Source organism: Burkholderia sp. TSV86 (assembly GCF_001522865.1).
GTDB lineage: Bacteria > Pseudomonadota > Gammaproteobacteria > Burkholderiales > Burkholderiaceae > Burkholderia.
This window is the reverse complement of record NZ_LOWB01000109.1, coordinates 237,045-261,068: the sequence shown is the minus strand read 5'-3', so window position 1 is coordinate 261,068 and position 24,024 is coordinate 237,045. Positions and strand designations below refer to the sequence as shown.

Sequence of the window (24,024 nt, the reverse complement as noted above, 5' to 3'; positions counted from 1 at the left end):
GTTGCTCGCCGCTCAGCCAGGTGGCGTCACGTTCGAGTTGCCCTTCAAATCTCCATACGATTGGCCGCGCGTGCTGCGCTTTCTGGCGGGGCGCGCGATTCCCCGCGTCGAGGCAGTCGAGGGCGGCGCGTATCGGCGCACGATCGAATATCGTGGCTCGGCGGGCATGCTCGTGGTGCGTAAGCATCCGCGCAAGCGCTGTCTTGTCGCGCTTGTTGAAGGCGAGGCGGCGCGCTGCGCGGATGACGCGCTCGCCGTGCGTTTAGCGATGATGTTCGATTTGCGCGCCGATCCCGCCGTGATCGGCGCGCATCTCGCGCGTGACGCATGGCTCGCGCCTCTTGTCAGCGCTGCGCCGGGCTTGCGCGTGCCGGGCGCCTGGTCGAGCTTCGAGCTGATCGTGCGCGCGATCGTCGGCCAGCAAGTGAGCGTGAAGGCGGCGGCGACGATCGTCGGGCGGCTTGTCGAGCGTGCGGGCGAGCCGCTTGCCGACAAGGCGCCGCATGCGGCAACCAGTTGGCGTTTTCCGGAACCGGCCGAGCTTGCCGCGTGCGACTTGTCGAATGTCGGGATGCCGGGCAAGCGCGTTGCCGCATTGCAGGGCGTCGCGCGCGCGGTCGCGGCGGGTGACGTGCCGATCGACGCCTATGCCGACGACCCGGCCGGCGTGCGCGCCGCGCTGCTTGCGCTGCCGGGCATTGGGCCGTGGACAGTCGAATATGTCGCGATGCGCGCTTGGCGCGACGCCGACGCGTGGCCAGCGACCGATCTCGTGCTGATGCAGGCAATCGCCGCGTGCGATCCCGCGCTCGACCGGCCGGCCAGCCAGCGTCTGCGTACCGAGTCGTGGAGGCCGTGGCGCGCTTATGCGGCGATGCATTTGTGGAACGAGATCGCCGACCGGGCGGGCGCGGCGCGCGGCGGATAGTGGCATAAGCAACGGATAGCGGCTGGCAGGCCCCGCGCGCGCATAAACGGGCGGGGCGGTGCCGAGGGCGGGTCAAGCGAGCGGCGCGGCGAGATGTTAAAGTGCCCGCTACCATTTCATTCCCACAACTGATCCGCGCATGCCGCGCGGCGTTGAGCCATCCTTGCGCATCGATGCTGAACAACATGACTCCCCGCCAGACTGACCGGCTGCTGCAACGCCTCGCCGTGTTGAGCACGAATCCGACACGCGAGCAACTGCCTAACGGGCTGCGCGGCATCGAAAAGGAGAGCCTGCGCGTGACGCGTGACGGAATGATCGCGTTCACGCCGCATCCGCGCGTGCTCGGCTCGGCGCTGACGCATCCGTCGATTACAACCGACTACTCGGAAGCGCTGCTCGAACTGATCACGCCCGCCGAACGCGACGCCGCGACGACGCTCGCGCGGCTCGACGAATTACATCGCTATGTCTATGCATTGATCGGCGACGAGATGCTGTGGACGGATTCGATGCCGGGCCTGCTGCCCGCCGACGACGAAATCCCGATCGCGAATTACGGCGTGTCGAACATCGGCCGCCTGAAAACGGTCTACCGGCGCGGTCTCGCATATCGCTACGGGCGCACGATGCAGTGCATCGCAGGCATCCACTACAACTATTCGTTGAGCGAAGAAGTGTGGCGGCGGTTACATGCGGAAGAGGGCTCCACCGCGAACCTGGTCGACTATCAATCCGAGCGCTATCTTGAGTTGATTCGTAACTTCCGCCGCACGAGCTGGCTGCTGATGTACTTGTTTGGTGCGTCGCCCGCGCTCGAGCTGGGTTTTCTGCGCGGACGTGCGCACAAGCTCGATGCATTCGACGCCACGACGCTGTATCGCCCGTATGCAACTAGCTTGCGCATGAGCGATCTCGGCTACTCGAATACAACCGCGCAGGCCGCGCTCGAAGCAGACTACAACACGTTACAGGGTTATCTCGACGCGCTGTCGAAGGCGGTCAGCGATCCATATCCGCCATACGAGGCGATCGGCACACATCGCGACGGCGAATGGATTCAGATCAACACGAATGTGCTGCAAATCGAGAACGAGTTTTACTCGACGATTCGGCCGAAGCGCGTCACCTATTCGGGCGAGCGGCCGCTGCATGCGCTGGCGTCGCGCGGCGTGCAGTACATCGAAGTGCGGTGCCTCGACATCGACCCGTTCGAGCCGGTCGGCATTTCGCTCGAAACCGCGCGCTTTCTCGATGCGTATTTGCTCGTTTGCGCGCTCGATGCAAGCCCGCCGCTCACATGCGACACGTATCGAGAGTCGGATGCGAATTTTGGCCGCGTAACGCTGGACGGGCGCCGGCCGGGGCTTGAATTGATGCGCGACGGCGTGAGCGTGCCGATGCGCGTGTGGGCCGACGAAATGCTCTCGAAGATCGATGCCGCAGGCTCCGTGCTGGATGCGATTCGCGGCGATGATGCGCACGCGCGCGCGATTGCTGCGCAGCGCGCGAAGCTCGACGATCCGGAGCTTACCCCGTCGGCGCGCGTGTTGCGCACGATGCGCGAGCGGAGCCAGTCTTTCATGGAATTCGCGCGTGCGCAAAGCGAAGCGCATGCATCGTATTTTCGCGCACGGCCGCTCGACGATGCGGCGATGCAGGAAGCGCAGCGGCTCGCACAGCGCTCGCTCGATGAACAGGCGGAACTCGAAGGAAAGAATGCAGGGTCGTTCGATGCGTTCGTCGCCGCGTATCGCGCTTATACGCTGAATCGGTTCAGCGTTTGATGGCGCGAGGATAAGGAGGCGGGCTGGCAGGAGGCGGTAGCCTTGCGCGCGCAGCGCGCCGCCCGTGCGGGGCGTTTGCTGGGCGTCGAAAGCCGTTCGAGTTGGTGCGCGCGAGGCGTGCGTTTGGCATCGGCCGGCGGTGTTGCGTGCGACCCGTTTGCCGGCTCGGGGAGGTTTCTGGCCGCAGTGTGCGAAGCCGGCTTGCACCGAGTCGTGCGAGACGAATCCAGCCTGTCATGCTGCCGCATTAGTGAAATTGATCGCGGCGAATGCACTTGAACGGCTCAAGTCAGCGAGCCACGAGACGCGCGTGAACTGAGGCTTCTGAGAGGCCAAGTGCCTTGAGGCGCGGATGTTGCGCCGAAGGTATTAAGGATATAGCCAGATTTGTCTCGCATTATCACTACCGGTTGGCGTTGAACATCCAATCCAAACCTTTCGGCCGGTTGCATACGCGGTCAGGGCTACCGCCAATATTGCCCGCCCATAAGGTTTATTCACCCCATTGTCGTAAGCAAGATATGCCCAACTGCCACCTTTTATGTGAACGATTGGTATATATTCGGAATCCGCGTATGCCAAGCCATCAATGTAACCGTAGTCTTGCTTGCAAGACAGGGTGACGTTGTAATTGCTTGCATGTGAATGGTTGGGAGCCGATCAGGCCAGCTAGAAGGAAGGCGCTATAAATCAGCGATTTATTCACGATTCACTCCGTTGTGGGATGATTCAAGAAGGGGTGAAAATTTTAAAAGCGCGCCCTTTTTTCAATTTGTTATTTTTATCATCCTTGCCGTCGCCGGAAATTTTTTCGAATGGCAATGTTTCTATTTCGGAAATCAATGGCGACACGTATGGGCCTGGTATTCGGGCGTTCAGTAAAGAGTTGTCGCAATTTAAATTTTCCATCTTTGCATCGAAATAATTTTCATCGCGCGCGTTGTTTTATTTGGTTTTGCAATCTTGTATTTAGGGGGCGTTCGGCGTCGTTCCTGACTGAATCCAATCTTTGGCCCGCAGCGGGTAAATGAGTTTCCTATTATTGGCAACTAATATTAAATTTCTTGCAATCCTTTGTGGCGCCGAAATGTCGCGATTTTTTTGTGGGTGAGCATATCATTGTGGATCGATTGAAGTCGGCCAAAGGCAGTTTGGCCGGCAATTCTTGCGACATTTATTTAAAATTCATTTCTTACCGGATCGTTATGAAGCTGAGTTGATGGGTCGAGGAAAATATTTCCTGGTAACCAAGTTTGTCAGACTGCGGCACTTCAAATAATTTGATCGTATTTGAAGTGCTTGAATTTATGCTGTATTGAATTGGCGATAAAAATGCAATGCCATTCGGTGACTTGAATAATGCACCAGTCAGTTGCATGCAAGCCCACGATTTCCCTTGGTGACGTCAAGCGCAATACGAACCGTGCGCTGCACAAGTGACTCGCTTGGCTCGACCGGCACTTTCCGGCCTCGTTGGTAAACGCGGAAGATGCACGGCGGACGGTTATCGAAGCCGATCGCGAATGGATAAATGAATCTGAATTGTCGTTGCTGTTCTTGCAGAATTACCACGAAAACGGCAATCGCGCGGACTTTATTGTGTAGATGGCTGACACGGCGCAGAGTTGGGAAGATGTCGGCAATAAGCGGGCGGTGCTGAGGAACGCGAAGGGCTGAGCAATTTCCGCGACGTGTTCATGTACACGCCGAACGGGACGAAGGGCGGCATCAGCGTATTCCGGTGTCGCAAGCCGCTGCGAACGACGAATTCGTCAACGTCGAAAGCGTGATGCGCGATATTAAATATCGTCCAATATCGGCAGGAGGGTGGAAAAGAAAAAGGGCTTAGCAGCGATGCTAAGCCCTTGAATTCTTTGGTGGGGCGTGAGTGACTCGAACACTCGACCTACGGATTAAGAGTCCGCTGCTCTACCAACTGAGCTAACGCCCCAACAGAAGCGAGATTATGCGCAAACTTTTCAGGATTGTCTAGCCCTTTTCCGCATTTTCAACAAAAATTTTTTCGAGCCTTCCCCGCGCCTGTCCGATTCCTGACGGCGCGTCGCATTGCGCGCGCTCCCGGTATGATGACGCCGAAACCTTGTCGCGCGGCGGTCGCGCGGCTTTTTCTGGGCTGACGATGATGGACGAAAATACTGTCCGCGATTTGCTGGACCGGCTCCTTGCTCCGTGGGTCCGTTCCCTTTCCCTGACTCCCGTGACAATCTCGGAGGAGGGCGTCACGCTCCGCTTGCCGTTTTCCGGCGAGCTTCGCCATTCGGGAGGCGTCATCTGCGGTCAAGTGTTCATGGCGGCCGCCGATACCGCGATGGTTGTCGCGATCTCCGCCGCGCTTGGCGAATTCCGGCCGATGACTACGGTGGCGTTGAACACGCATTTCATGCGCCCGGTGCGCAAGGGTGACGTGCTCGTCACGGCGCGCGTGCTGCGGATGGGCCGCAATCTCGTGTTCGGCGAGATCGAGCTGTTCGACGAGGACGGCAAGATGGCTGTCCACGCGACATCGACCTATGCGCTTGTTTCCTGAGGGCGCTTCGCGGATACAGGGGCGCTAATTCGATGTTCGAGCAGATCGTTTTTGCGGGAGGCGGCAATCGTTGCTGGTGGCAGGCCGGATTCTGGGATGTCGTGCGTCCCGCGCTCGACTTGTCGCCGCGTGTGATCGCCGGAATCTCGGCGGGAGCGGCCACGGCCTGCATGCTCTATCTGCGCGATTCGCAATGGGTGATGCGCTATTACGAGGCGGCGCTCAAACACAATCGGAAGAATGTCTATTGGGGCAACCTGCTGCGCGCCGAGCCGATATTTCCACATTATCGAATTTACCGGCAGGCGCTTCTCGACATTTACGGCGAGCCGTTTGCGAGGCTTGCCGCCGCGCCCGAGATTCGCGTTGGCGTGTCGCACCTGCCGCGCTGGCTCGGTGCGCGTAGCGCGGTGGCGGCGGGGCTGGTCGCGTACAACCTCGAGAAATACGTGCGCAAGACGCTGCATCCGACGTTTGGCCGTTCGCTCGGTTTTCTGCCGGAGTTCGTGCGCGCGCAGGATTGCGCAGGCGTCGACGAACTTGCCGACTTGATCCTGCAATCGTCGTGCACGCCGCCATTTACGCCCGTCCTGCGCCGCAATGGCCGGCCGGTGCTCGACGGCGGCATGGTCGACAATGTGCCCGTCGGCGCGCTCGATGCATCGCCGGGGCCGGTGCTCGTGATGGTCACGCGCCGCTATCCACGGCCGCAGATGTTCGCGGTCGACCACGGCGGCCAGCGGCGCATCTATGTGCAGCCGTCGAACAAGGTGCCGATCTCGAGCTGGGACTACACGAGTCCGCACCAGATGCAGCATGCTTACGATCTTGGGCGGCGCGATGGCGAGCGTTTTGTGATGGCGGCTGCGTGCATTGCCGGCGGGGCTGCCACGCGAAGCCGCTGAGTCGGGCGGGCCCGCTTTCCGGGGTTCGCTCGCAGGCGTCGATGCCCACGTCGGTCTACGCAGATTGGAAAACGCGCGCAGGCCCACGGCAGGCGACCTAAAATTTTGATCGACGGATCGACGGATCGACGGATCGACGGATCGACGGATCGACGGATCGACGGATCGACGGATCGACGGATCGATTCCGGCCGCCGCTCCCGCGTCACCATCGCCGCGCGCGTCGCATATCGCGATAGCGTCATGCCGCCGTCGGCTCAGCCGGCCAGGGCCGAGGTTATCGCCGCGACCGCCCCGGCGTCAGCGCGTCCGGATTGACGACGCTCGAGATGTCGCCGGCGTCGAACGCGAGGATGTTCTTGAACGCGGCGCTGAAGTAAAGCTCATAGCTTTCGCGCTCGACATAGCCGATATGCGGCGTACAGATCACGTTTTCCATCCGCAGCAGGCTGTAGCCCTGCAGAATCGGCTCGCTTTCGTAGACGTCGATGGCGACCATCCCCGGCCGGTTGCGCGCGAGCGCGTTGACGAGCGCGTTTTCCTCGAGCAGCTCGGCGCGGCTCGTGTTGACGAAAAGCGACGTCGGTTTCATCCGCAGCAAATCGTCCAGCTTGACGATGCCGCGTGTGTCGTCGTGTAGGCGCAGATGCAGCGACAGCACGTCGACTTGCTCGAAGAACGCCTCGCGGCTTGGTGCGACCGCATGGCCGTCTGCGCGCGCGGCTTCGAGCGAGTGCTCGCGGCCCCAGATCATTACGTTCATCCCGAACGCCTTGCCGTAGCCGGCGACGAGCCGGCCGATCTTGCCGTAGCCCCAAATGCCGAGCGTTTGCCCGCGCAGAACTTGACCGAGCCCGAAGTTCGGCGGCATCGCCGAAGTTTTGAGCCCCGATTGCTGCCATGCGCCCTGTTTCAAGTTCGCGACGTACTGCGGAATGCGGCGTTGCGCGGCCATGATGAGCGCCCAAGTCAGCTCGGCGGGCGCGATCGGCGAACCGGTGCCCTCCAGCACGGCGATGCCGCGCTCGGTGCAGGCGTCGAGATCGATGTGCGACGAGATGCGCCCCGTCTGGCTGATCATTCGCAATTGCGGCAGCTTGCCGAGCAACTGCGATGTGATGTGCGAGCGCTCACGGATCAGCACGAGCGCCTCGACTTCGGCCAAGCGGCTTGCGAGCTGTCCGAGGCCGCGCACCGTGTTGTTGAAGACCTTGACCTCATGGTCGGCGAGCATGTCGAAGCAATCGAGCTTGCGGACCGCGTCCTGGTAGTCGTCGAGGATGGCAATTTTCATGGCGTGTTTCAGGGTTCGCGCGGCTTGTGGAAGTGGGCGGCCGTTTGGCGTCGGCGTGCCCGGATCCGGCCCGGTTTTGGGGTCGTCATGATCCTATGACGGCGCGGGAACAGGTGTATCTCTTTTTAACAGCTTGTTACGTAACGCGACAAGTTGTCGCACATGGGCGGCGCCTAGGATGCTGTGCTCCTGCTTTATATCGGTCAGATCGCGGTTTTTGTGCGTCTCAATTGGCGGGTTCGCTCGCCATGCAGACCAAATTATCTCTTTTGTCAGAACAATTGGCCTATCCTGAGGGCTGAGCTAAACAAGTTTGAAGGTTTTCTCAGAAATTTCGTCAGGAATTGAGCAACTCTGCATTTTTTTCGCTGTCGTAGGAAAATTACCCATTTGCTTCACATTTTTGAAGCTGTAACAGCGGTAGGAGTGGAGTATGGATCATTTGCAGTCGATGCGAGTGTTCGTGAAGGTGGCGGATCTCGGCAGCTTCGCGCGAGCCGCAAGCGCGATGGATATTTCGAACGCCGTCGCGACGCGTCACGTCGCCGACCTCGAAAGCCGGCTTGGCACCCGCCTTCTGAACCGCACTACCCGCAGTCTTTCGCTGACCGAGTCCGGCCAGGTTTACCTGGAACGGGCGCGCCAGATTCTCGACGAGTTGGAAGACGTCGAGCAAATGGTGGTCGCGCGTAACCATGAGCCGGTGGGCACGCTACGGATCGTCGCGCCCGTCGTTTTCGGCCTGCACAACCTTGCGCCAGTGCTGCAGTCATATACGCAGCGCTATCCGAAAGTCGTGCCTGACCTGACCCTTGTCGACCGTCAAGTCGATCTCGTCGAGGAAGGCTTCGACGTCGGGGTCGTGATCACGCGCCAGATGCGCAGCGCAAGCATCGTCACGCGCCGGTTGACGACCGGCTGCATGGTGGTTTGCGCGACCCCCAGTTATCTGGAGAAGCACGGCGTGCCGACCCATCCGGAACACCTGAGCGAGCATCCGTCGCTGAGCCTGCCGGCCGAATACTGGGGCGACGAGCGAGTATTCACCGGGCCGGATGGCGAAGTGCGCGTGCGGCCGGCGAACATCATCGTCGCGAACAACACCGAAATGCTGCGTCAGTTCGCGATGCTCGGCATGGGTATCGCGATCCTGCCGAGCTACCTGATCGGCAGCGACATTGCGCGCGGCAAGCTCGTGCGCCTGTTGAGCGATTACCGGTTGCCGCAGGTCGAGATCAACATCGCGTATCCGAGCCGCCGTCACTTGCCTGCAAAGGTCCGCACGTTCATCGATCATCTCGTCGAGTACTTCAGTCAGTCGCCCGACACGACGCTGGGCGAGCAGTGGGCTTCGCAAGGCGGTTTGGGACAGCCTGTCGACGTGCATGCCGAAACGCACGCCGAGCACCCGGACGCCAACAACGGGCCGACGCTTGCGCCGCGGTTGCCGCGCTCGCCACGCCCGCGCGTCGTCGTGCCTTCGCCGCTGTAATGCCGCAGTAATAGCGCTCGGCAATACGATACGCAGCGGCGGTTGGTTTGGCGCGATTGTGGCGCGGCGCCACGCTCATTGATTGGCGAGCGGTTTGTTACTTCGCATTGAACGTGATTGAAGGAAAAGGCGTGGGCTCATTGAGCGCCGCGCTTTTTTTTTGTGAGTATGCCGATGCGGCGTGCGCGGATTAAATTGCGGCGTATGCGGCGTACCGCGCGTGCTACGTGACCTCCGTTGTCGAGCAGTGCCACGCAGGCCCGCGGCGAACCAAGGCTGGCGAACCAGCCTTGGTCGGTTGGGCGCGAACCCGGCGCGCGGCCAGGGGCCGAGCCGGGCGCTCCCGATGCGGTGAATCAGGAACCCGTTTTGCGCGCCGGTGTCTTGCGGGCTGCGCTCTTGCGGGCCGGCGCAGCTTTCTTGCCGCTTTGCTCCGCTTCTTGCGGTGCGTCGTCGGACGGCGCCGATCCAGCCGCGCTCTTTTTCGCCGCAGCGGCTTTGGGTTCCTTTTTCTCGAACTCGAAGCCGATCTTGCCATCCGTCTGTTTGACGAGATAAGCCTTGAAGTTACGCTCCGTGCGCGACGATTTGAAGTTCGGCAGCAGATCGGTGCGGCCTTCTTCGAGCAGCTTCGCCATTTGCTCGCGAGTGATTTCTTGTTGCAGGATCACCTTGCCTGAGCGGAAATCGCAAGTCTTCGGATTCGCGACCGAATGCTCGCAGACATAGCTCATCCCGTGCTCGAACACACGGGCCTTGCACTTCGGACACACGCCGACGGGTTCCTGCGCGGAGAAGTCGGGCGCTTCGCCGTCTTCGCTGCCCTGTTCCTGGCCGAAATCAAACTCGAGCTTGTAGTTTTTCGTCTCGTCGTCGAACGTAAGCTTGAGGATGGCCGAGAACGGCCGCCCCATCTTGCTGCGAAAGCCGGACAACGGACCGATTTCCTTCTTCTGCAGCAGTTCCTCGACCTCGGCGATCTCGAATTGGCGGCTGCCCGGAATCTTGGAAATCGAGAACTCGCATTTCGTGCATGCGAAACGCCGATAGTTCTCCTTCACCTGGCCGCCGCAATTCGGGCAAGGCGTTTCGAGCGTTGCGTAATCGCCGGGGATCGTGTCGGAGTCGTACTCCTTCGCCCGCTTGACGATTGTCTGCGTCATCCGTGCGATTTCCTGCATGAACGCATCGCGTTGCAGGTTGCCGCGCTCCATTTGCGCGAGCTTGTATTCCCATTCGCCGGTGAGCTCGGGCGCGGTCAACTCCTTCACGTCCAGGCCGCGCAGCAGCGTCATGAGCTGGAATGCCTTCGCGGTTGGAATGAGTTCGCGGCCCTCGCGGACGAGATATTTTTCGCCGAGCAACCCTTCGATGATCGCCGCGCGCGTCGCCGGCGTGCCGAGCCCCTTTGCCGCCATCGCTTCGCGCAATTCGTCGTCTTCGACGAGCTTGCCCGCGCCTTCCATCGCAGACAACAGCGTCGCTTCCGAATAACGCGCGGGCGGTTTCGTCGTCAGGCCATGCGCGGCGATCTTGTCGGTCTTGACTTTCTCGTCCTTCTGCACCGGCACGAGGTTCGCGTCCGCGCCCTCGGCGTCGCGGCCGTACACTTGCAGCCAGCCCGGCTCGATGAGCACCTTGCCTTCCGTCTTGAAGTGATGGCCGACCACTTCGGTGATCCGCGTCGTGACCCTGTATTCGGCGGCCGGGAAGAACACCGCCAGAAAACGTTTAACCACGAGGTCGTAAAGTTTCTGCTCGGGCTCCGACAGCGATTTTGGCGCTTGCAGCGTCGGGATGATCGCGAAGTGGTCGCTGATCTTCGAATTGTCGAAGATCCGCTTATTCGGCTTCACCCAGCCCTTGTCGAGCACCTGCTTCGCGTGCGGCAGGTAGTTGTTGCTTTCCTTGAGCATCTCGAGCGTGCTCTTTACGGTGCCGAGGTAGTCCTCCGGCAGCGCGCGCGCGTCGGTACGCGGGTAGGTGAGCACCTTGTGCTTTTCGTATAGCGCCTGCGCGAGCCCGAGCGTGTTCTTCGCGGAGAAGCCGAAACGGCTGTTGGCTTCGCGCTGCAGGCTCGTCAAGTCGTACAGGAGCGGCGAGAGCTGCGTCGACGGCTTTGATTCCTCGCTGACGATGCCGAGCTGATCGCGGCAGGCGGCGACGATCGTCTCGGCGGCGGGCAGGCTCCAGAGGCGCGAGTCGCGCTTCTCGGGATCAAACTCGTCTTTCTTGAACTTCGGATCGAACCAGCGGCCTTCATAGAAGCCGCCCGCGCAGACGAACTCGGCTCGCACTTCCCAGTAGTCGCGCGGCACGAAGCGTCGAATCTTTTCCTCGCGCTCGACGACGATCGACAGCGTCGGCGTTTGCACGCGGCCAACCGTCGTCAGGAAGAAACCGCCACCCTTGCTGTTGAACGCGGTCATTGCGCGCGTGCCGTTGATGCCGACAAGCCAGTCGGCCTCCGAGCGGCAGCGCGCGGCGTCGGCGAGCGGCTGCATTTCGTTGTCGCCGCGCAGATGGGCGAAGCCGTCGCGGATTGCCGCGGGCGTCATCGATTGCAGCCACAGCCGCTGAACCGGTTGTTTCGCCTTGGCGTGTTGCGCGATCAGGCGGAAGATCAGCTCGCCCTCGCGCCCCGCGTCGCAGGCGTTGATCAGACGGTCGATGTCCTTGCGCTTGATCAGCTTGGTCAGTACCTTCAGGCGCGACTCGCTTTTCGCGATCGGATTCAGATCGAAGTGCGGCGGAATGACCGGCAGATGCGCAAAGCTCCATTTGCCGCGCTTGACTTCGTATTCTTCCGGCGCGGCGATTTCGAGCAGGTGGCCGACCGCCGACGACAGCACGTACTCGTCGCTTTCGTAATATTCGTCATGCTTGGTAAAGCCGCCCAAAGCTCGCGCGATGTCGTTCGCGACAGAAGGCTTTTCCGCAATGATGAGTGCTTTCGACATGACAATGTATATGGGTGGACCGGGCGAACCCGGTTACAGGCTCTTTTACGACGGCTTTATAGCACACAGCGCCGCATTGGGAGCCTGCACAGCAAAAAGCGGGTCATCATAAGTGGGGGCAAGGGCGGCGGCAAGCCTGACGCGTGCATCCCGGCGTAAACAGGTGGAAAAATTTTCTTCGATGCTCATTTTTTGAGGGCCGGACAATTTTATTCGAACAAATTGCGAAGCTTGGGCGCGTGCGGCACGCCCGGCAGCGCGGTCAGGTCGGACAGCATGCGATCGACGATGCCCGCGTGCGGCAGCACGGTGCCGAAGAAGCGCACGGCGCTAGCGTCTTCGATCAAAAGGGTCGGAAAATTCTCGACGTCGAGTTCGTCGAGCCGGTCGGCGTGCGTTTCGATATCGATCCACGCGAAGCAGGCTTCGGGGTGGGCGGCGGCCAGCGTGTCAAAAGTGGTTTGGTATTCGCGGCACGTGCCGCACCACTCGGCGCATAGGCAGGCGACGAACAGCGTGTCCGGATTCCGGAGGCGCTCGGCGATCCGATCCTCGTCGGTGTCGAGATTCAGCGCGGGCATGGTTTTCCTTGTTTGGTCGGGCGGCGGTGCGGGAAGCTCCCGCGCTCACGCCGCTATTGGCCGGAATTTAGCACGGCGCTCGTCCCGCGCGCTTGCGGGTGCTGCGGCGAGCTGTCGACGCGGGTATAGCGGCCGCCCGGCAGCGCCGCGATGCGGCCGGCCAGCTCGAGTTGCAGCAGCAGACGGTGCAGCGCATCGGCCGGCAGCGCCGCGCGCTGCGCGAGCAGTTCGAGCGGCACGGGGCTGTAGCCGATTGCATCGAGCAGCCGGCGGGCGTCGGTGCCCGGCTCCTCCTGTTCGATCGGCGCGCCGGGCTGGGCTGAGCCGGCCGAGCCGACTGACGCGGCCGGTTCGGCGGGCGCAGTGGCCCGCACTGCCGCTGCCCGGCTCGCGGCCGCTGGCCGCGCGGGGGCGGGACCAAATTCATCGAGCACGTCCGAGGCTGTCTCGACGAGCTTCGCGCCATCGCGGATCAGCGCGTGACACCCCTGCGACAGCGGCGCGTGAATCGAGCCGGGAATCGCAAACACGTCGCGGCCCATGTCGTTTGCGAGCCGCGCGGTGATCAGCGAGCCGGATCGCAGCGCTGCCTCGACGATCAGCACGCCCCCCGCCAACGCGGCGATCAGCCGGTTGCGTTGTGGAAAATGCGCGGAGCGGGCTGGCGTGCCGAGCGGCCATTCGGAAACGAGCGCACCGCGCTCGGCGATTTCGTGTGCAAGCGCATGATGCCGGGCCGGGTAGACGAGGTCCGCGCCGGTGCCGATCACGGCGACCGTGCTGCTCGCGCCGTCGAGGCCGCCGCGGTGCGCGGCGCCGTCGATGCCCAGCGCGAGGCCCGATACGATCGCAAGCCCAGCATCAGACAACTCGCGCGCGAAGCGGGTTGCGTCAGCAAGCCCTTGCGGCGTCGCGCTCCGGCTGCCGACGATCGCGACAGCGCGCGCATGGAGCAATTCGATCCGCCCTTTTATATATAGCAGCGGCGGGGGATCGTGCAGCGCCGCGAACGTGCCGGGATAGGCCGGATCGCGCTGCGTGACGAGCGCGTTGCCTGGCTCGTCGATCCAGGCGAGCGTTAGGTCGACACGGCGCGCAAAATCGTCGGCGGGCGGCATGAGCACGGCGCGCGCGGCCGCCTCGCCGACGAGTGCCGCCAATTCCGCATGGGACGCGTCGAAAAGCGCAGCCGGCGACGCAAATGCGTCGACGAGTGCCGTGCGCGCCGCCGAAGGCACGCCGGATAACGCCGCGAACCGCACCCACGCGGCGAGTTCGGCGCGCGTGAGCATCAGCGGCGGCATGAGTTGATCCTCGAGAGGCGTGGCCTGCGATACGTGTCATGCCGTGATAAAATTTTCATCATCCGAAATAAAACGAAGAACGAAGTGCCGTGCGCGCGGAATCACGGCGCTGTGCCGGCCGTCTCGACGCACGGGCTATGCTACGGCGTCGGCTCCATCTTGACGCCGGGGAGCGCGTCGCGGCAGTCTGCCGGACGGCTAACGCAGGCAGATCGCTCGTTCCTCCCAAACCTGAACATCATGGCTTTGCTGAACATCCTCCATTACCCCGACAAGCGGCTGCACAAGGTCGCCAAGCCGGTCGACAAGGTTGACGACCGGATCCGCAAGCTCGTCGCCGACATGGCCGAGACGATGTACGCCGCGCCTGGCATCGGCCTGGCGGCAACGCAGGTTGACGTGCACGAGCGCGTGATCGTGATCGACGTGTCCGAAGAAAAGAACGAGCTGCGCGTCTTCATCAATCCGGTAATCATCTGGTCGAGCGACGGTAAGCAGGTGTATGAGGAGGGCTGTTTGTCGGTGCCCGGCATCTACGACGAGGTCGAGCGGCCCGAGCGCGTGCGCGTGCGCGCGCTGAACGAACATGGCGAGACGTTCGAGATTGATTGCGAAGGGCTCCTCGCGGTGTGCGTGCAGCACGAGATGGATCACCTGCTGGGGCGCGTATTCGTTCAATATCTGTCGCCGCTCAAGCAAAGCCGGATCAAGACGAAGATGAAGAAACTCGAACGCGCGATGTAATGCGCGCGGCCGCAGCACTGTCTGCTTCCCGATTCATTTGCTATGACACATTCACTGCGGGTCGTTTTTGCCGGTACGCCGGAGTTTGCCGCGGCGGCGCTTGCCGCGATCCATGAAGCCGGTTTCCCGGTGCCGCTCGTGCTCACCCAGCCGGATCGCCCGGCTGGACGCGGGATGAAGCTGCAGGCGAGCGCAGTGAAGCGCTACGCGCTCGAGCGCGGCATTGCCGTTGCACAGCCCGCGTCGCTGCGCCGCGCGGGCAAGTATCCGGCCGAGGCGGCCGCCGCGCTCGAGCTGCTGCACGCGACGCCGCACGATGTGATGGTGGTCGCCGCGTATGGCTTGTTGCTGCCGCAGGAGGTGCTCGATCTGCCGCGCCACGGCTGCATCAATATTCATGCGTCGTTGCTGCCGCGCTGGCGCGGCGCCGCGCCGATTCACCGCGCAATCGAGGCGGGCGATGCGCAAACGGGCGTCACGCTGATGCAAATGGACGCCGGGCTCGATACGGGTGCGATGCTTTACGACGCGCGTGTCGCGATCGCGCCCGACGATACGACGGCTACGCTGCACGATAAGCTTGCCGCGGCCGGCGCGCGGCTTATCGTCGACGCGCTTGCCGAGCTGGAGCGCGCCGGCTCGCTTGCGTCGACGCCGCAGCCCGCCGAAGGCGTGACGTATGCCGAGAAGATCGCCAAGCACGAGGCGGCGCTTGACTGGCGCAAGCCGGCGGCAGCGCTCGCTCGGCAAGTGCGGGCGTTCGACCCGTTTCCGGGCGGCATTGGCACGCTCGATGGCGTGGCGCTCAAACTTTGGGCCGCCGACGCAGTGGCCTCGCGTGGCGACGCGGTGCCCGGCACGATCGTCGACGCCGGTCCCGATGGCGTCGTGATCGCCTGCGGCGAAGGGGCGCTGCGCGTCACGCAGTTGCAGAAGCCCGGCGGCAAGCGCTTGCCTGCCCGTGAATTTCTCGCCGGCTCGCCCGTGGCGGCCGGGCAGCGCTTCGAGCTTCCCGGCGTTGCGTAGCCGCGCCGCCGCCGGATACGAGTTCAACGCAATCGCGCGCGCGACGCAATCGGCTGAACGACCAGGTCGCTATGCGCGGCGCGCGCACGTAGAATCTCTTCGCTAATCCGTTTCGAGGAATCGCATGTTCGGCATTACTCATTTCGGCTTGTTCGTTGCGGCAGTTTTTTTGTTGAATATCACGCCGGGGCCTGACACCGCCTACGTTGTCGGCCGCAGCATCGCGCAGGGGCGCGGCGCGGGCCTCGTGTCCGCGCTGGGCATTTCGGCGGGCTGCTGCGTCCACGCGCTGGCGTGCGCATTCGGCTTGACGGCCGTGTTGGCCGCGTCGGCCACCGCGTTTACCGTCATCAAGATCGTGGGCGCGGCTTATCTCGTCTATCTGGGTGTGCGTCTCATCTTCGCGAAGCACGAGCCGCAGGCCACTGAAGGCGGCGCGTGGCTGGGCGCCGATAAATCGTTGCGCCAGCTTTTCATGCAAGGCTTCCTGACCAACGTGCTGAATCCGAAAGTAGTGCTCTTTTTCGTGTCGTTCTTTCCGCAATTCGTCGCGGCCGACAGCGACCATAAGGTGCTGGCGTTCTTGACGCTGGGCGCGGTGTTCGTCGTGATGGGCACGACGTGGTCGTGCATCGTCGTTTGGGTGGCGGCCGGCGTCACGCAGCGCTTCGCGGGCAAGCCTCGTGTGAAGAAATGGCTCGATCGGGGCATTGGCAGTGCGTTTATCGGTCTTGGCGTGAGGCTTGCGGCGTCGCAGCGCTGAGGGTTGAATTTTCTCGACAAGCTCTTATCTAACAGATCGCTTACAATCAAGCGCTGTTGCCGATATCGGTGCGGCGAGATCCCCGCAGACGAGAATAAGGAGTGGGAAATATGTTTAATTGGGTCAAAACGGCGATGCTGATGGCCGCGATCACGGCCCTCTTCATCGTAATCGGCGGCATGATCGGCGGATCGCGCGGCATGACGATCGCGCTGCTGCTTGCGCTCGGTATGAATTTCTTTTCGTACTGGTTCTCGGACAAGATGGTTCTGCGCATGTACAACGCGCAGGAAGTCGACGAGGCGACGGCGCCGCAGTTCTACCGGATGGTGCGCGAGCTGGCGACGCGCGCGAATTTGCCGATGCCGCGCGTCTATTTGATCGACGAGGATCAGCCGAATGCGTTTGCCACCGGCCGTAACCCCGAGCACGCGGCGGTTGCCGCGACGACGGGCATTCTGCGAGTGCTGTCGGAGCGCGAGATGCGTGGTGTGATGGCCCATGAGCTTGCGCATGTCAAGCATCGCGACATCCTGATCTCGACGATTTCCGCGACGATGGCGGGCGCGATTTCCGCGCTCGCGAATTTCGCGATGTTTTTCGGCGGGCGCGACGAGAACGGCCGTCCTGCGAATCCGATCGCGGGTATCGCGGTCGCGCTGCTCGCGCCGATCGCAGGCGCGCTGATCCAGATGGCGATTTCGCGGGCGCGTGAGTTCGAGGCCGATCGCGGCGGTGCGCAAATTTCGGGCGATCCGCAGGCGCTCGCATCGGCGCTCGACAAAATCCATCGCTATGCGTCCGGCATCCCGTTTCCGGCGGCGGAACAGCATCCGGCCACTGCGCAGATGATGATCATGAATCCTCTGTCGGGAGGCGGTTTGCAGAATCTGTTCTCGACGCACCCGGCCACCGAGGAGCGGATTGCCCGCTTGATGGAAATGGCGCGCACGGGCCGCTTCGACTGACAGGCAGCGCAGGTGCGGGCGCGGCGCCGTTGATGCCGGCTGGTCGAGCAATGGCGACGTTTGAGCATTAGCGCCGCGTCTTTCGAATGGCGCCCGATTGCCGGATGGCCGAACCCCGGGCGCATTCGAATCCTGTCGCACGAGGCATCGTTTCGGGCCGGCGCGCGAGTGAGCGTCCGGTGGACGGCCGGACGAGGCCGGCAATCATTCGGTCGTCCGGCTGAACGGGTCATCTGGCAATCTCGCTACAATATCCCCCTTCGCTTGGGCCGTCAGCCGGCCCTTGATGCCTTCCTATCTTCGCTCGGCGCGAGTTCGTATCCCGCGCCGCGCGCACTGAGTTCCAATGACCCAGATTCGCCGTCCCCGATCCCGTACATCCGATGCGCCCGCGCGTTCGCGCGCGCCGCGCCTGTCGGCATTGCATCTCAGTGCCGATTCGCTCGGTTTCGCGCTCGATGGCGCAGCCCAGGCGGTCGACGCAGTCGCGCGCGGTGTGGCATTGCCCGCTGCGCTTTCGGCCGTGCAGGCAGAGTTGTCCGCTGGCGTGCAGACGGCTTCGCGCGGCGCGATCCAGGATATCGCGTATCGCGCGATGCGTCGGCGCGGTACGGCGCAATGGCTGATCGCGCAATTCGTCGCGAAGCCGCCGCCCGCGCACGTGCAGGCACTCCTCGTCTGCGCGTTCGCGCTGCTCGTCGACGATGAAGCGCATGCGCCGTATGCGCCCTTCACCGTGGTCGATCAAGCGGTGAGCGCGATCGGTGCGCGCCGCGAGTTTGCATTTGCGAAAGGGCTCGTCAACGCGGTGTTGCGCCGTTTTTTGCGCGAGCGGGCGGTTTGGCTGGAGCGCGTGCAAGCCGATCGGCGCGCGCGGTGGAATTACGACGCGTGGTGGATCGACGCGGTGACGCGCGCATGGCCCGACGCGTGGGAGCGCGTGCTCGCGGCGGGCGACGCGCCGGGGCCGCTGACGTTGCGCGTGAATGCGCGCCGCATGACGGCTGGCGCTTATCTCGAAAAACTGCGTGTTGAACAGATCGACGCCGAGCAAATTGGCTGTCATGCGGTGCGGCTCGCGTCGCCGCTGCCGGTCGATCGGATTCCCGGTTTCGCGGAAGGGGCTGTTTCGGTGCAGGATGCGGGCGCGCAGTTCGCGGCTCAATGGCTTGGCGCGCGCGACGGCATGCGCGTGCTCGACGCATGCGCGGCGCCCGGCGGCAAGACGGGCCATATCCTTGAGTTGGCCGACGTCGAAGTCGTCGCGCTCGAAAGCGATCCGCAGCGCGCGCAGCGCATCGGCGAGAATCTCGCGCGGCTTTCGTTGCCGGCCGGCCGGGGCGGGTGCGACGTGCGCGTCGGCGACGCGGGCGAGCCCGCGCAATGGCACGACGGCCGCGCGTTCGATCGTATTCTCGCGGACGTGCCGTGCTCCGCGTCCGGCATCGTGCGCCGCCATCCCGATATTCGCTGGTTGCGCCGCGAGGCCGATATTGCGGCGCTGGCCGCCGAACAGCGCCGCATTCTCCGCGCGCTCTGGCCGCTGTTGAAGCCGGGCGGCGAACTGCTCTACGTCACGTGCTCGATCTTTCCGGAGGAAGGCGAGTTGCAGGCGCGCTGGTTTGGAGACGCCTATCAAGATGCGGTACGATTGGACGCGCCCGGGCAATTGCTGCCGCGGAGCACGTCAGGCGGGGCGCCGGTCGATGAGCCGGGCGGCTTGCGCCGGCATATCGATCACGACGGATTTTTCTACGCGCGCTTTCAGAAACGGTGACGATCAAACGCTTCTTTCCACTTCGGCTCGCGGCCGTGCTTTGGGTCGCGTTGACGCTGTGCCTTGCTGCCGTTCCCGTCGCGCATGCCGATACGATCGCTGTGCAACGCGCGTCGCTGCAGTCCGACGGCAGCGGCTGGAGTCTCGATGCGAAGTTCGATTTCGAGCTGAACAGCAGCCTTGAGGATGCGGTCAACAAGGGCGTTCCGCTCTATTTCACGACCGATTTCGAACTGAGCCGCGCGCGCTGGTATTGGTTCGACGAGCAGCCGGTCTCGGTATCGAAGACGATCCGGCTGTCGTACCAGCCGCTCACGCGCGACTACCGCGTGTCCACGGGCGGCCTGCAGCTCGTCGGTTTCACGACGTTGAAGGAGGCGCTCGCGATCGTCAAGCATGTCACGTCATGGCACGTGATCGACAAGAGCCAGGTGAGTCCGGGCGAAACCTATACCGCATCGGTGCGCATGCAGCTCGATACCGCGCTGATGCCGAAACCGTTTCAGGTGGACGCGGTGAACAACCGCGATTGGAATCTCGCCTCCGACTGGAAGCGCTTTACCTTTACGGTGGCCGAACGTGCTAAATAAAGTACGGGTGCGCCGCGCGGCGAGCGGCAAGAGCCTTCTGGTGCGCGTGATCGTGTCGACTGTTGCGATCACGGCGTTGCTGCTGCTCGTGCTGCTTGCGGCGGCGAGCGCGAACACCGAGTTTTTCGATCGCTACTACTCGTGGCTCTATTCCGCGAACATCGTCGTCGCGCTGGTATTCCTGCTCGTCGTGCTCGGGCTCGTGGGGATGATCGTCGTGCGGCTGCGCAAGGGCAAGTTCGGCACGCGGCTGCTCGCGAAGCTCGCGGTGTTCTTCGCGCTCGTCGGCGTCGTGCCGGGCGGGATCATTTATATCGTGTCGTATCAGTTCGTGTCGCGCAGCATCGAGTCGTGGTTCGACGTCAACGTCGAGACGGCGCTTACCGCCGGCCTGAATCTCGGCCGCGGGATGCTCGATACGTCGCTTGCGGATCTGCAGACGAAAGCGAAGCTGATGGCCGAGCAACTCTCGAGCGCTGACACGCACACGAACGGCACGACGTTGACGCTATTGCGCCTGCGTGACCAGTTCGGCGTGCAGGATGCCACGATCCTCGAGCCGGGCCGCAGCACGGGCGCGTCGCCCGATGTGCATATCGTCGCGCAGGCGTCGGGCAATTTCGCCACGCTGATTCCGGACGACATGCCGACGCCGCTGATGCTGAGCCAGGCGCGCGAGCACGGCGGCTATGCGGTGATCGAGGGGGAGGTGGACGGCGATCCGCACGCGCACGGCTCGAAGGGCGCGCTCAGGCTGCGCGTCGTTCAGCGGATTCCCGATTCGTCGATGGCGCTGCTACAGCCCGGCGAGCGCTATCTTCAGCTCACGCAGCCGGTGTCGCCGGTGCTCGCGCGCAACGCCGACGCCGTGCAGCGCGCATATCGCGAATATCAGGAGAAGTCGCTCGGCAGAAGCGGCTTGCGCAAGATGTATATCGGCACGCTGACGCTTGCGCTTTTCCTCGCGACGTTCATCGCGATGATGATCGCGCTCGCGCTCGGCAATCAGCTCGCGCGGCCGTTGTTCCTGCTCGCGCAGGGGACGAAGGAGGTTGCGGAGGGCGACTATACGCCCAAGCGCGAGATCAAGACGCGCGACGAGCTGGGCTTTCTCACGCAATCGTTCAACGCGATGACGCGCCAGCTTTCGGAGGCGCGGCTCGCGGTCGAGAAGAACCGGGTCGCGCTCGAGCATTCGAAAACCTATCTCGAAAGCATTCTCGCGAACCTGACGGCGGGAGTGTTCGTGCTCGACCGGCAATTTCGCCTGACGACCGCCAACCGCGGCGCCGAGCGGATCTTCCGGCAGCCGTTCAATTCGCTGATCGGCACGACGCTCGATCAGATTGGCGTTGTCGCGGAATTCGGCGCGATGGTGCGCAAGGCGTTTGCCGATCGCGAGGCGGCGGGCCAGGGCAGCGGCGACGATCGCGGCCACTGGCAGCAGCAGTTCGCGGTCGACGTGCCGGGCGAAGCCGATCCGCTCACGCTGCTCGTGCGCGGCACGCGGCTTGTGTCGACGGCGAGCGTGGCGGGCGTCGCGGACGATCCGCAAACCTCCGGCTACGTCGTCGTGTTCGACGACATCTCCGACGTGATCTCCGCGCAGCGCTCGGTTGCATGGGGCGAGGTCGCGCGGCGGCTCGCGCACGAGATCAAGAATCCGCTCACGCCGATCCAGCTATCGGCCGAGCGCCTGCAGATGAAGCTGTCCGACAAGCTCGCGCCGCCCGATGCCGAAGTGCTCAAACGCGGCGCGACCACGATCGTCAACCAGGTCGCCGCGATGAAGCGGATGGTCGACGATTTCCGCGAATATGCGCGCACGCCGCCCGCGATGCTCGCCAATCTACAGTTAAATGATCTGGTGAGCGAAGTGTCGACGCTGTACGGTGTCGGCGAGGGCAAGAGCATGATCGTCGTCGAGCAGGCGGCGCTGCCGGTGATTCGCGGCGACGCGACGCAATTGCGGCAAGTGATTCACAACCTGCTGCAGAACGCGCAGGATTCAGTCGCGGATGTCGAGCATCCTCGTGTGTTGCTCGAAACCAAGACAGTAGAATATGGCGATCCCGACGCAAACGGCAAAGCGCGCGTCGCGGTACGGCTGACTGTCTCCGACAATGGTCCGGGTTTTCCGGCGCGCATTCTGACGCGCGCATTCGAGCCCTACGTGACGGCAAAAGCGAAGGGTACGGGACTCGGTCTCGCGACGGTGAAGAAGATCGTCGACGAGCACGGTGCGCGGATCGATCTGCGCAACCGGATGCATGGCGACGTCGTGGAAGGCGCGCAGGTCTCGATTCTGTTCCTGCAGCTTGCCGATGACGCGACGGGCGCCGGGGGCGGAGCAAATGGCGGCGCCGCACCCGCGAAGACAAAAGCAACTGTGCAGACAAAGGCAGCGTAAATGGCGACCATTCTGGTGGTGGATGATGAAATGGGCATCCGGGAATTGCTCTCGGAAATTCTCAGCGACGAAGGGCACGTCGTCGAGGTCGCGGAGAACGCGCAGGCCGCGCGCGATTACCGGCAGCAGCAGGCGCCCGATCTCGTGCTGCTCGACATCTGGATGCCTGATACCGACGGCGTCACGCTGCTCAAGGAGTGGGCGGGTCAGGGGCAGCTCACGATGCCCGTCATCATGATGTCCGGCCACGCGACGATCGATACGGCCGTCGAGGCGACGAAGATCGGCGCGCTCGATTTTCTCGAGAAGCCGATCACATTGCAGAAGCTGTTGAAGTCCGTCGAGCACGGCCTCGCGCGGGGCGCGGCGCCGTTGCCGGCCAATGCCGCGGCCAAGCAGGCGCCGGGGCCTTCGACGATCGCATCGGCGGCGGCGTTGCCGGCGCTCGACGACGCGGGCGCGGTGCTCGCGGGCCACACAACGGCCGCGATCCCGTTTGACATTCCGTTGCGCGAGGCGCGCGATGCATTCGAGCGCGCCTATTTCGAGTACCACTTGGCGCGCGAGAATGGCAGCATGACGCGCGTCGCGGAAAAGACCGGGCTCGAGCGCACGCACCTGTATCGCAAGCTCAAGCAGCTTGGCGTGGAATTGGGCAAGAAGCCGGCCGAAGGCGCGGCATAAAATTTCCGCCAAGGGGCTTGATCACTGCTTCGCTTCTGGCTATAATCTTTTTTCTTCGTGGCCCGGTAGCTCAGTTGGTAGAGCAGCGGATTGAAAATCCGCGTGTCGGTGGTTCGATTCCGCCCCAGGCCACCAGCAGTATCCCACCCCAAGAATCGCCAGATTCTTGGGGTTTTTCGTTTGGGAAGCACTGCATTGTAGTGTGGCGATTTTCGGCCGGGTTGGGGTGGCGTGATAAAATCTTCGTCGACTCAAAGACTTAGGATCTGGCGAGGCTGCTCGACACCGTCCGTTCGAAGCCGTCGCAGATCCTTTTTCGTTTCGGCGCTCGCGCACGGCTGAGCCCGTGCGCCGCAAGCGTTCACGACGCCCGCCCGCCGTGCGCGAGATCGGCGCCCCCGGCCGTGCGGCTGCCTATACTGGGTAAGCTGGCGCTGTCGGCGAGCGCGCTCATCATTCACGGAGTATCGAGGTGATTCGGACAGATGCTAAAGACGGCGCGCTCGTGCTGTTTTCCGGCGGCCAGGATTCGGCCACCTGTGTTGCATGGGCGCTCGAGCGTTACGAGACCGTCGAGACGCTCGGCTTCGATTATGGCCAGCGGCATCGTGTCGAACTCGAATGCCGCGAAGGGGTGCGCGACACGCTGAAGCGCGATTTCCCGCAGTGGGCGGGCCGGCTCGGCGACGATCACATGATCGATCTGTCGGTGCTCGGCGCGATCAGCGATACCGCGATGACGCGCGCGATCCAGATCGAGACGGCCGCGAACGGCTTGCCGAACACGTTCGTGCCGGGCCGCAATCTGCTGTTCATGACGATCGGCGCGGCGATTGCGTATCGCCGCGGGTTGCGCGCGCTTGTCGGCGGGATGTGCGAGACCGATTTCTCCGGTTATCCGGATTGCCGCGACGACACGATGAAGGCGCTGCAAGTCGCGCTCAATCTCGGGATGGACACGCGCTTCGTCGTCGAGACGCCGCTGATGTGGCTCGACAAGGCCGACACGTGGCGGCTCGCCGAGCAGTTGGGCGGCACGCGGCTCGTTGATCTGATTCGTGTCGAGACGCATACGTGCTATGTCGGCGAGCGCTCGGAATTGCACGATTGGGGCTTCGGCTGCGGCGAGTGCCCGGCGTGCAAGCTGCGCAAGCGCGGCTATGAAGCGTATCGGTGCGGCGAGCACGTGACGCAGGCGCCGGCCTGACGCAGCGGCGCGGTGCGCGCGGTCAAGCTGGCGGCATCGGCCGGTTTCAACAAGTA

The 24,024-nt window shown here is 63.1% G+C and carries 19 protein-coding genes and 2 tRNA genes; 15 read left to right on the top strand and 6 right to left on the bottom strand.

What is annotated here, in order from left to right:
* Window position 1: 1 nt before the first annotated feature.
* Window positions 2-928, top strand: coding sequence for a DNA-3-methyladenine glycosylase family protein (locus WS68_RS20640; protein ID WP_156429590.1), 927 nt, complete (start codon window positions 2-4; stop codon window positions 926-928).
* A gap of 173 nt (window positions 929-1,101) precedes the next feature.
* Window positions 1,102-2,715 carry a glutamate--cysteine ligase gene (gshA, locus tag WS68_RS20635; RefSeq protein WP_059572549.1) on the top strand — a complete coding sequence of 538 codons (1,614 nt, stop codon included), beginning with the start codon at window positions 1,102-1,104 and terminating at the stop codon, window positions 2,713-2,715.
* A 729-nt stretch (window positions 2,716-3,444) separates the two neighbouring features.
* Here gshA and WS68_RS27885 read toward each other — a convergent pair.
* Together WS68_RS27885 and WS68_RS20630 are read right to left on the bottom strand one after the other, a co-directional pair.
* Window positions 3,445-3,624 (bottom strand): hypothetical protein, encoded by a 180-nt coding sequence (locus tag WS68_RS27885; RefSeq protein WP_156429588.1) that lies wholly within the window; start codon window positions 3,622-3,624, stop codon window positions 3,445-3,447.
* Between the two features lie 966 nt (window positions 3,625-4,590).
* Window positions 4,591-4,666 (bottom strand) — tRNA-Lys (locus WS68_RS20630).
* Between the two features lie 192 nt (window positions 4,667-4,858).
* Here WS68_RS20630 and WS68_RS20625 point away from each other — a divergent pair.
* Window positions 4,859-5,263: a PaaI family thioesterase gene (locus tag WS68_RS20625; protein WP_059572496.1), complete on the top strand. Its 405-nt coding sequence runs from the start codon at window positions 4,859-4,861 to the stop codon at window positions 5,261-5,263.
* Between the two features lie 32 nt (window positions 5,264-5,295).
* Window positions 5,296-6,168 (top strand): patatin-like phospholipase family protein, encoded by an 873-nt coding sequence (locus WS68_RS20620; protein WP_059572495.1) that lies wholly within the window; start codon window positions 5,296-5,298, stop codon window positions 6,166-6,168.
* Window positions 6,169-6,445: 277 nt separating this feature from the next.
* Here the strand turns inward: WS68_RS20620 and WS68_RS20615 are convergent, their stop codons facing one another.
* The gene (locus WS68_RS20615; protein WP_059572494.1) at window positions 6,446-7,462 is read right to left on the bottom strand and encodes a D-2-hydroxyacid dehydrogenase family protein; all 1,017 of its coding nucleotides are present in this window, start codon (window positions 7,460-7,462) and stop codon (window positions 6,446-6,448) included.
* 433 nt (window positions 7,463-7,895) lie between these two features.
* Here WS68_RS20615 and WS68_RS20610 point away from each other — a divergent pair, with 433 nt between their 5' ends.
* Window positions 7,896-8,954 (top strand): LysR family transcriptional regulator, encoded by a 1,059-nt coding sequence (locus WS68_RS20610; RefSeq protein WP_059572493.1) that lies wholly within the window; start codon window positions 7,896-7,898, stop codon window positions 8,952-8,954.
* Between the two features lie 356 nt (window positions 8,955-9,310).
* On the opposite strand, the gene WS68_RS20605 is transcribed toward WS68_RS20610, so the two are convergent.
* From WS68_RS20605 to dprA, 3 genes are all read right to left on the bottom strand, one after another.
* Window positions 9,311-11,914 (bottom strand): DNA topoisomerase III, encoded by a 2,604-nt coding sequence (locus WS68_RS20605; protein WP_059572492.1) that lies wholly within the window; start codon window positions 11,912-11,914, stop codon window positions 9,311-9,313.
* 209 nt (window positions 11,915-12,123) lie between these two features.
* Window positions 12,124-12,495 carry a thioredoxin family protein gene (locus tag WS68_RS20600; RefSeq protein ID WP_059572491.1) on the bottom strand — a complete coding sequence of 124 codons (372 nt, stop codon included), beginning with the start codon at window positions 12,493-12,495 and terminating at the stop codon, window positions 12,124-12,126.
* Window positions 12,496-12,548: 53 nt separating this feature from the next.
* Window positions 12,549-13,799, bottom strand: coding sequence for a DNA-processing protein DprA (gene dprA, locus WS68_RS20595; RefSeq protein ID WP_059572490.1), 1,251 nt, complete (start codon window positions 13,797-13,799; stop codon window positions 12,549-12,551).
* 240 nt (window positions 13,800-14,039) lie between these two features.
* Here dprA and def point away from each other — a divergent pair, with 240 nt between their 5' ends.
* The 10 genes from def (at window position 14,040) to queC (ending at window position 23,968) form a co-directional block, all read left to right on the top strand.
* Window positions 14,040-14,543, top strand: a complete 504-nt coding sequence (gene def, locus WS68_RS20590) for a peptide deformylase (protein ID WP_059572489.1) — start codon at window positions 14,040-14,042, stop codon at window positions 14,541-14,543.
* 42 nt (window positions 14,544-14,585) lie between these two features.
* Entirely contained in the window at window positions 14,586-15,569 is a 984-nt protein-coding gene (fmt, locus tag WS68_RS20585) for a methionyl-tRNA formyltransferase (RefSeq protein WP_059572488.1), read from the top strand.
* A 124-nt stretch (window positions 15,570-15,693) separates the two neighbouring features.
* Window positions 15,694-16,332: a LysE family translocator gene (locus WS68_RS20580; RefSeq protein ID WP_059572487.1), complete on the top strand. Its 639-nt coding sequence runs from the start codon at window positions 15,694-15,696 to the stop codon at window positions 16,330-16,332.
* A gap of 110 nt (window positions 16,333-16,442) precedes the next feature.
* Complete coding sequence (htpX, locus tag WS68_RS20575) at window positions 16,443-17,300, top strand: zinc metalloprotease HtpX (protein WP_059572486.1); 858 nt, start codon at window positions 16,443-16,445, stop codon at window positions 17,298-17,300.
* Window positions 17,301-17,646: 346 nt separating this feature from the next.
* Window positions 17,647-19,077 (top strand): 16S rRNA (cytosine(967)-C(5))-methyltransferase RsmB, encoded by a 1,431-nt coding sequence (gene rsmB, locus WS68_RS20570; RefSeq protein ID WP_059572485.1) that lies wholly within the window; start codon window positions 17,647-17,649, stop codon window positions 19,075-19,077.
* Entirely contained in the window at window positions 19,074-19,667 is a 594-nt protein-coding gene (locus tag WS68_RS20565) for a DUF4390 domain-containing protein (protein ID WP_059517930.1), read from the top strand. The genes rsmB and WS68_RS20565 overlap by 4 nt, the downstream gene beginning before the upstream one ends.
* The gene (gene esaS / locus WS68_RS20560; protein ID WP_059572484.1) at window positions 19,657-22,077 is read left to right on the top strand and encodes a sensor histidine kinase EsaS; all 2,421 of its coding nucleotides are present in this window, start codon (window positions 19,657-19,659) and stop codon (window positions 22,075-22,077) included. Before WS68_RS20565 ends, esaS begins: the two co-directional genes overlap by 11 nt.
* Window positions 22,078-22,761 (top strand): response regulator transcription factor EsaR, encoded by a 684-nt coding sequence (gene esaR, locus WS68_RS20555; RefSeq protein ID WP_059572483.1) that lies wholly within the window; start codon window positions 22,078-22,080, stop codon window positions 22,759-22,761.
* A gap of 59 nt (window positions 22,762-22,820) precedes the next feature.
* Window positions 22,821-22,896: transfer RNA gene (locus tag WS68_RS20550), tRNA-Phe, on the top strand.
* Between the two features lie 337 nt (window positions 22,897-23,233).
* A complete protein-coding gene (gene queC, locus WS68_RS20545) occupies window positions 23,234-23,968 on the top strand; it encodes a 7-cyano-7-deazaguanine synthase QueC (protein WP_059572482.1) in 735 nt (244 codons plus the stop codon).
* Window positions 23,969-24,024 lie beyond the last annotated feature (56 nt).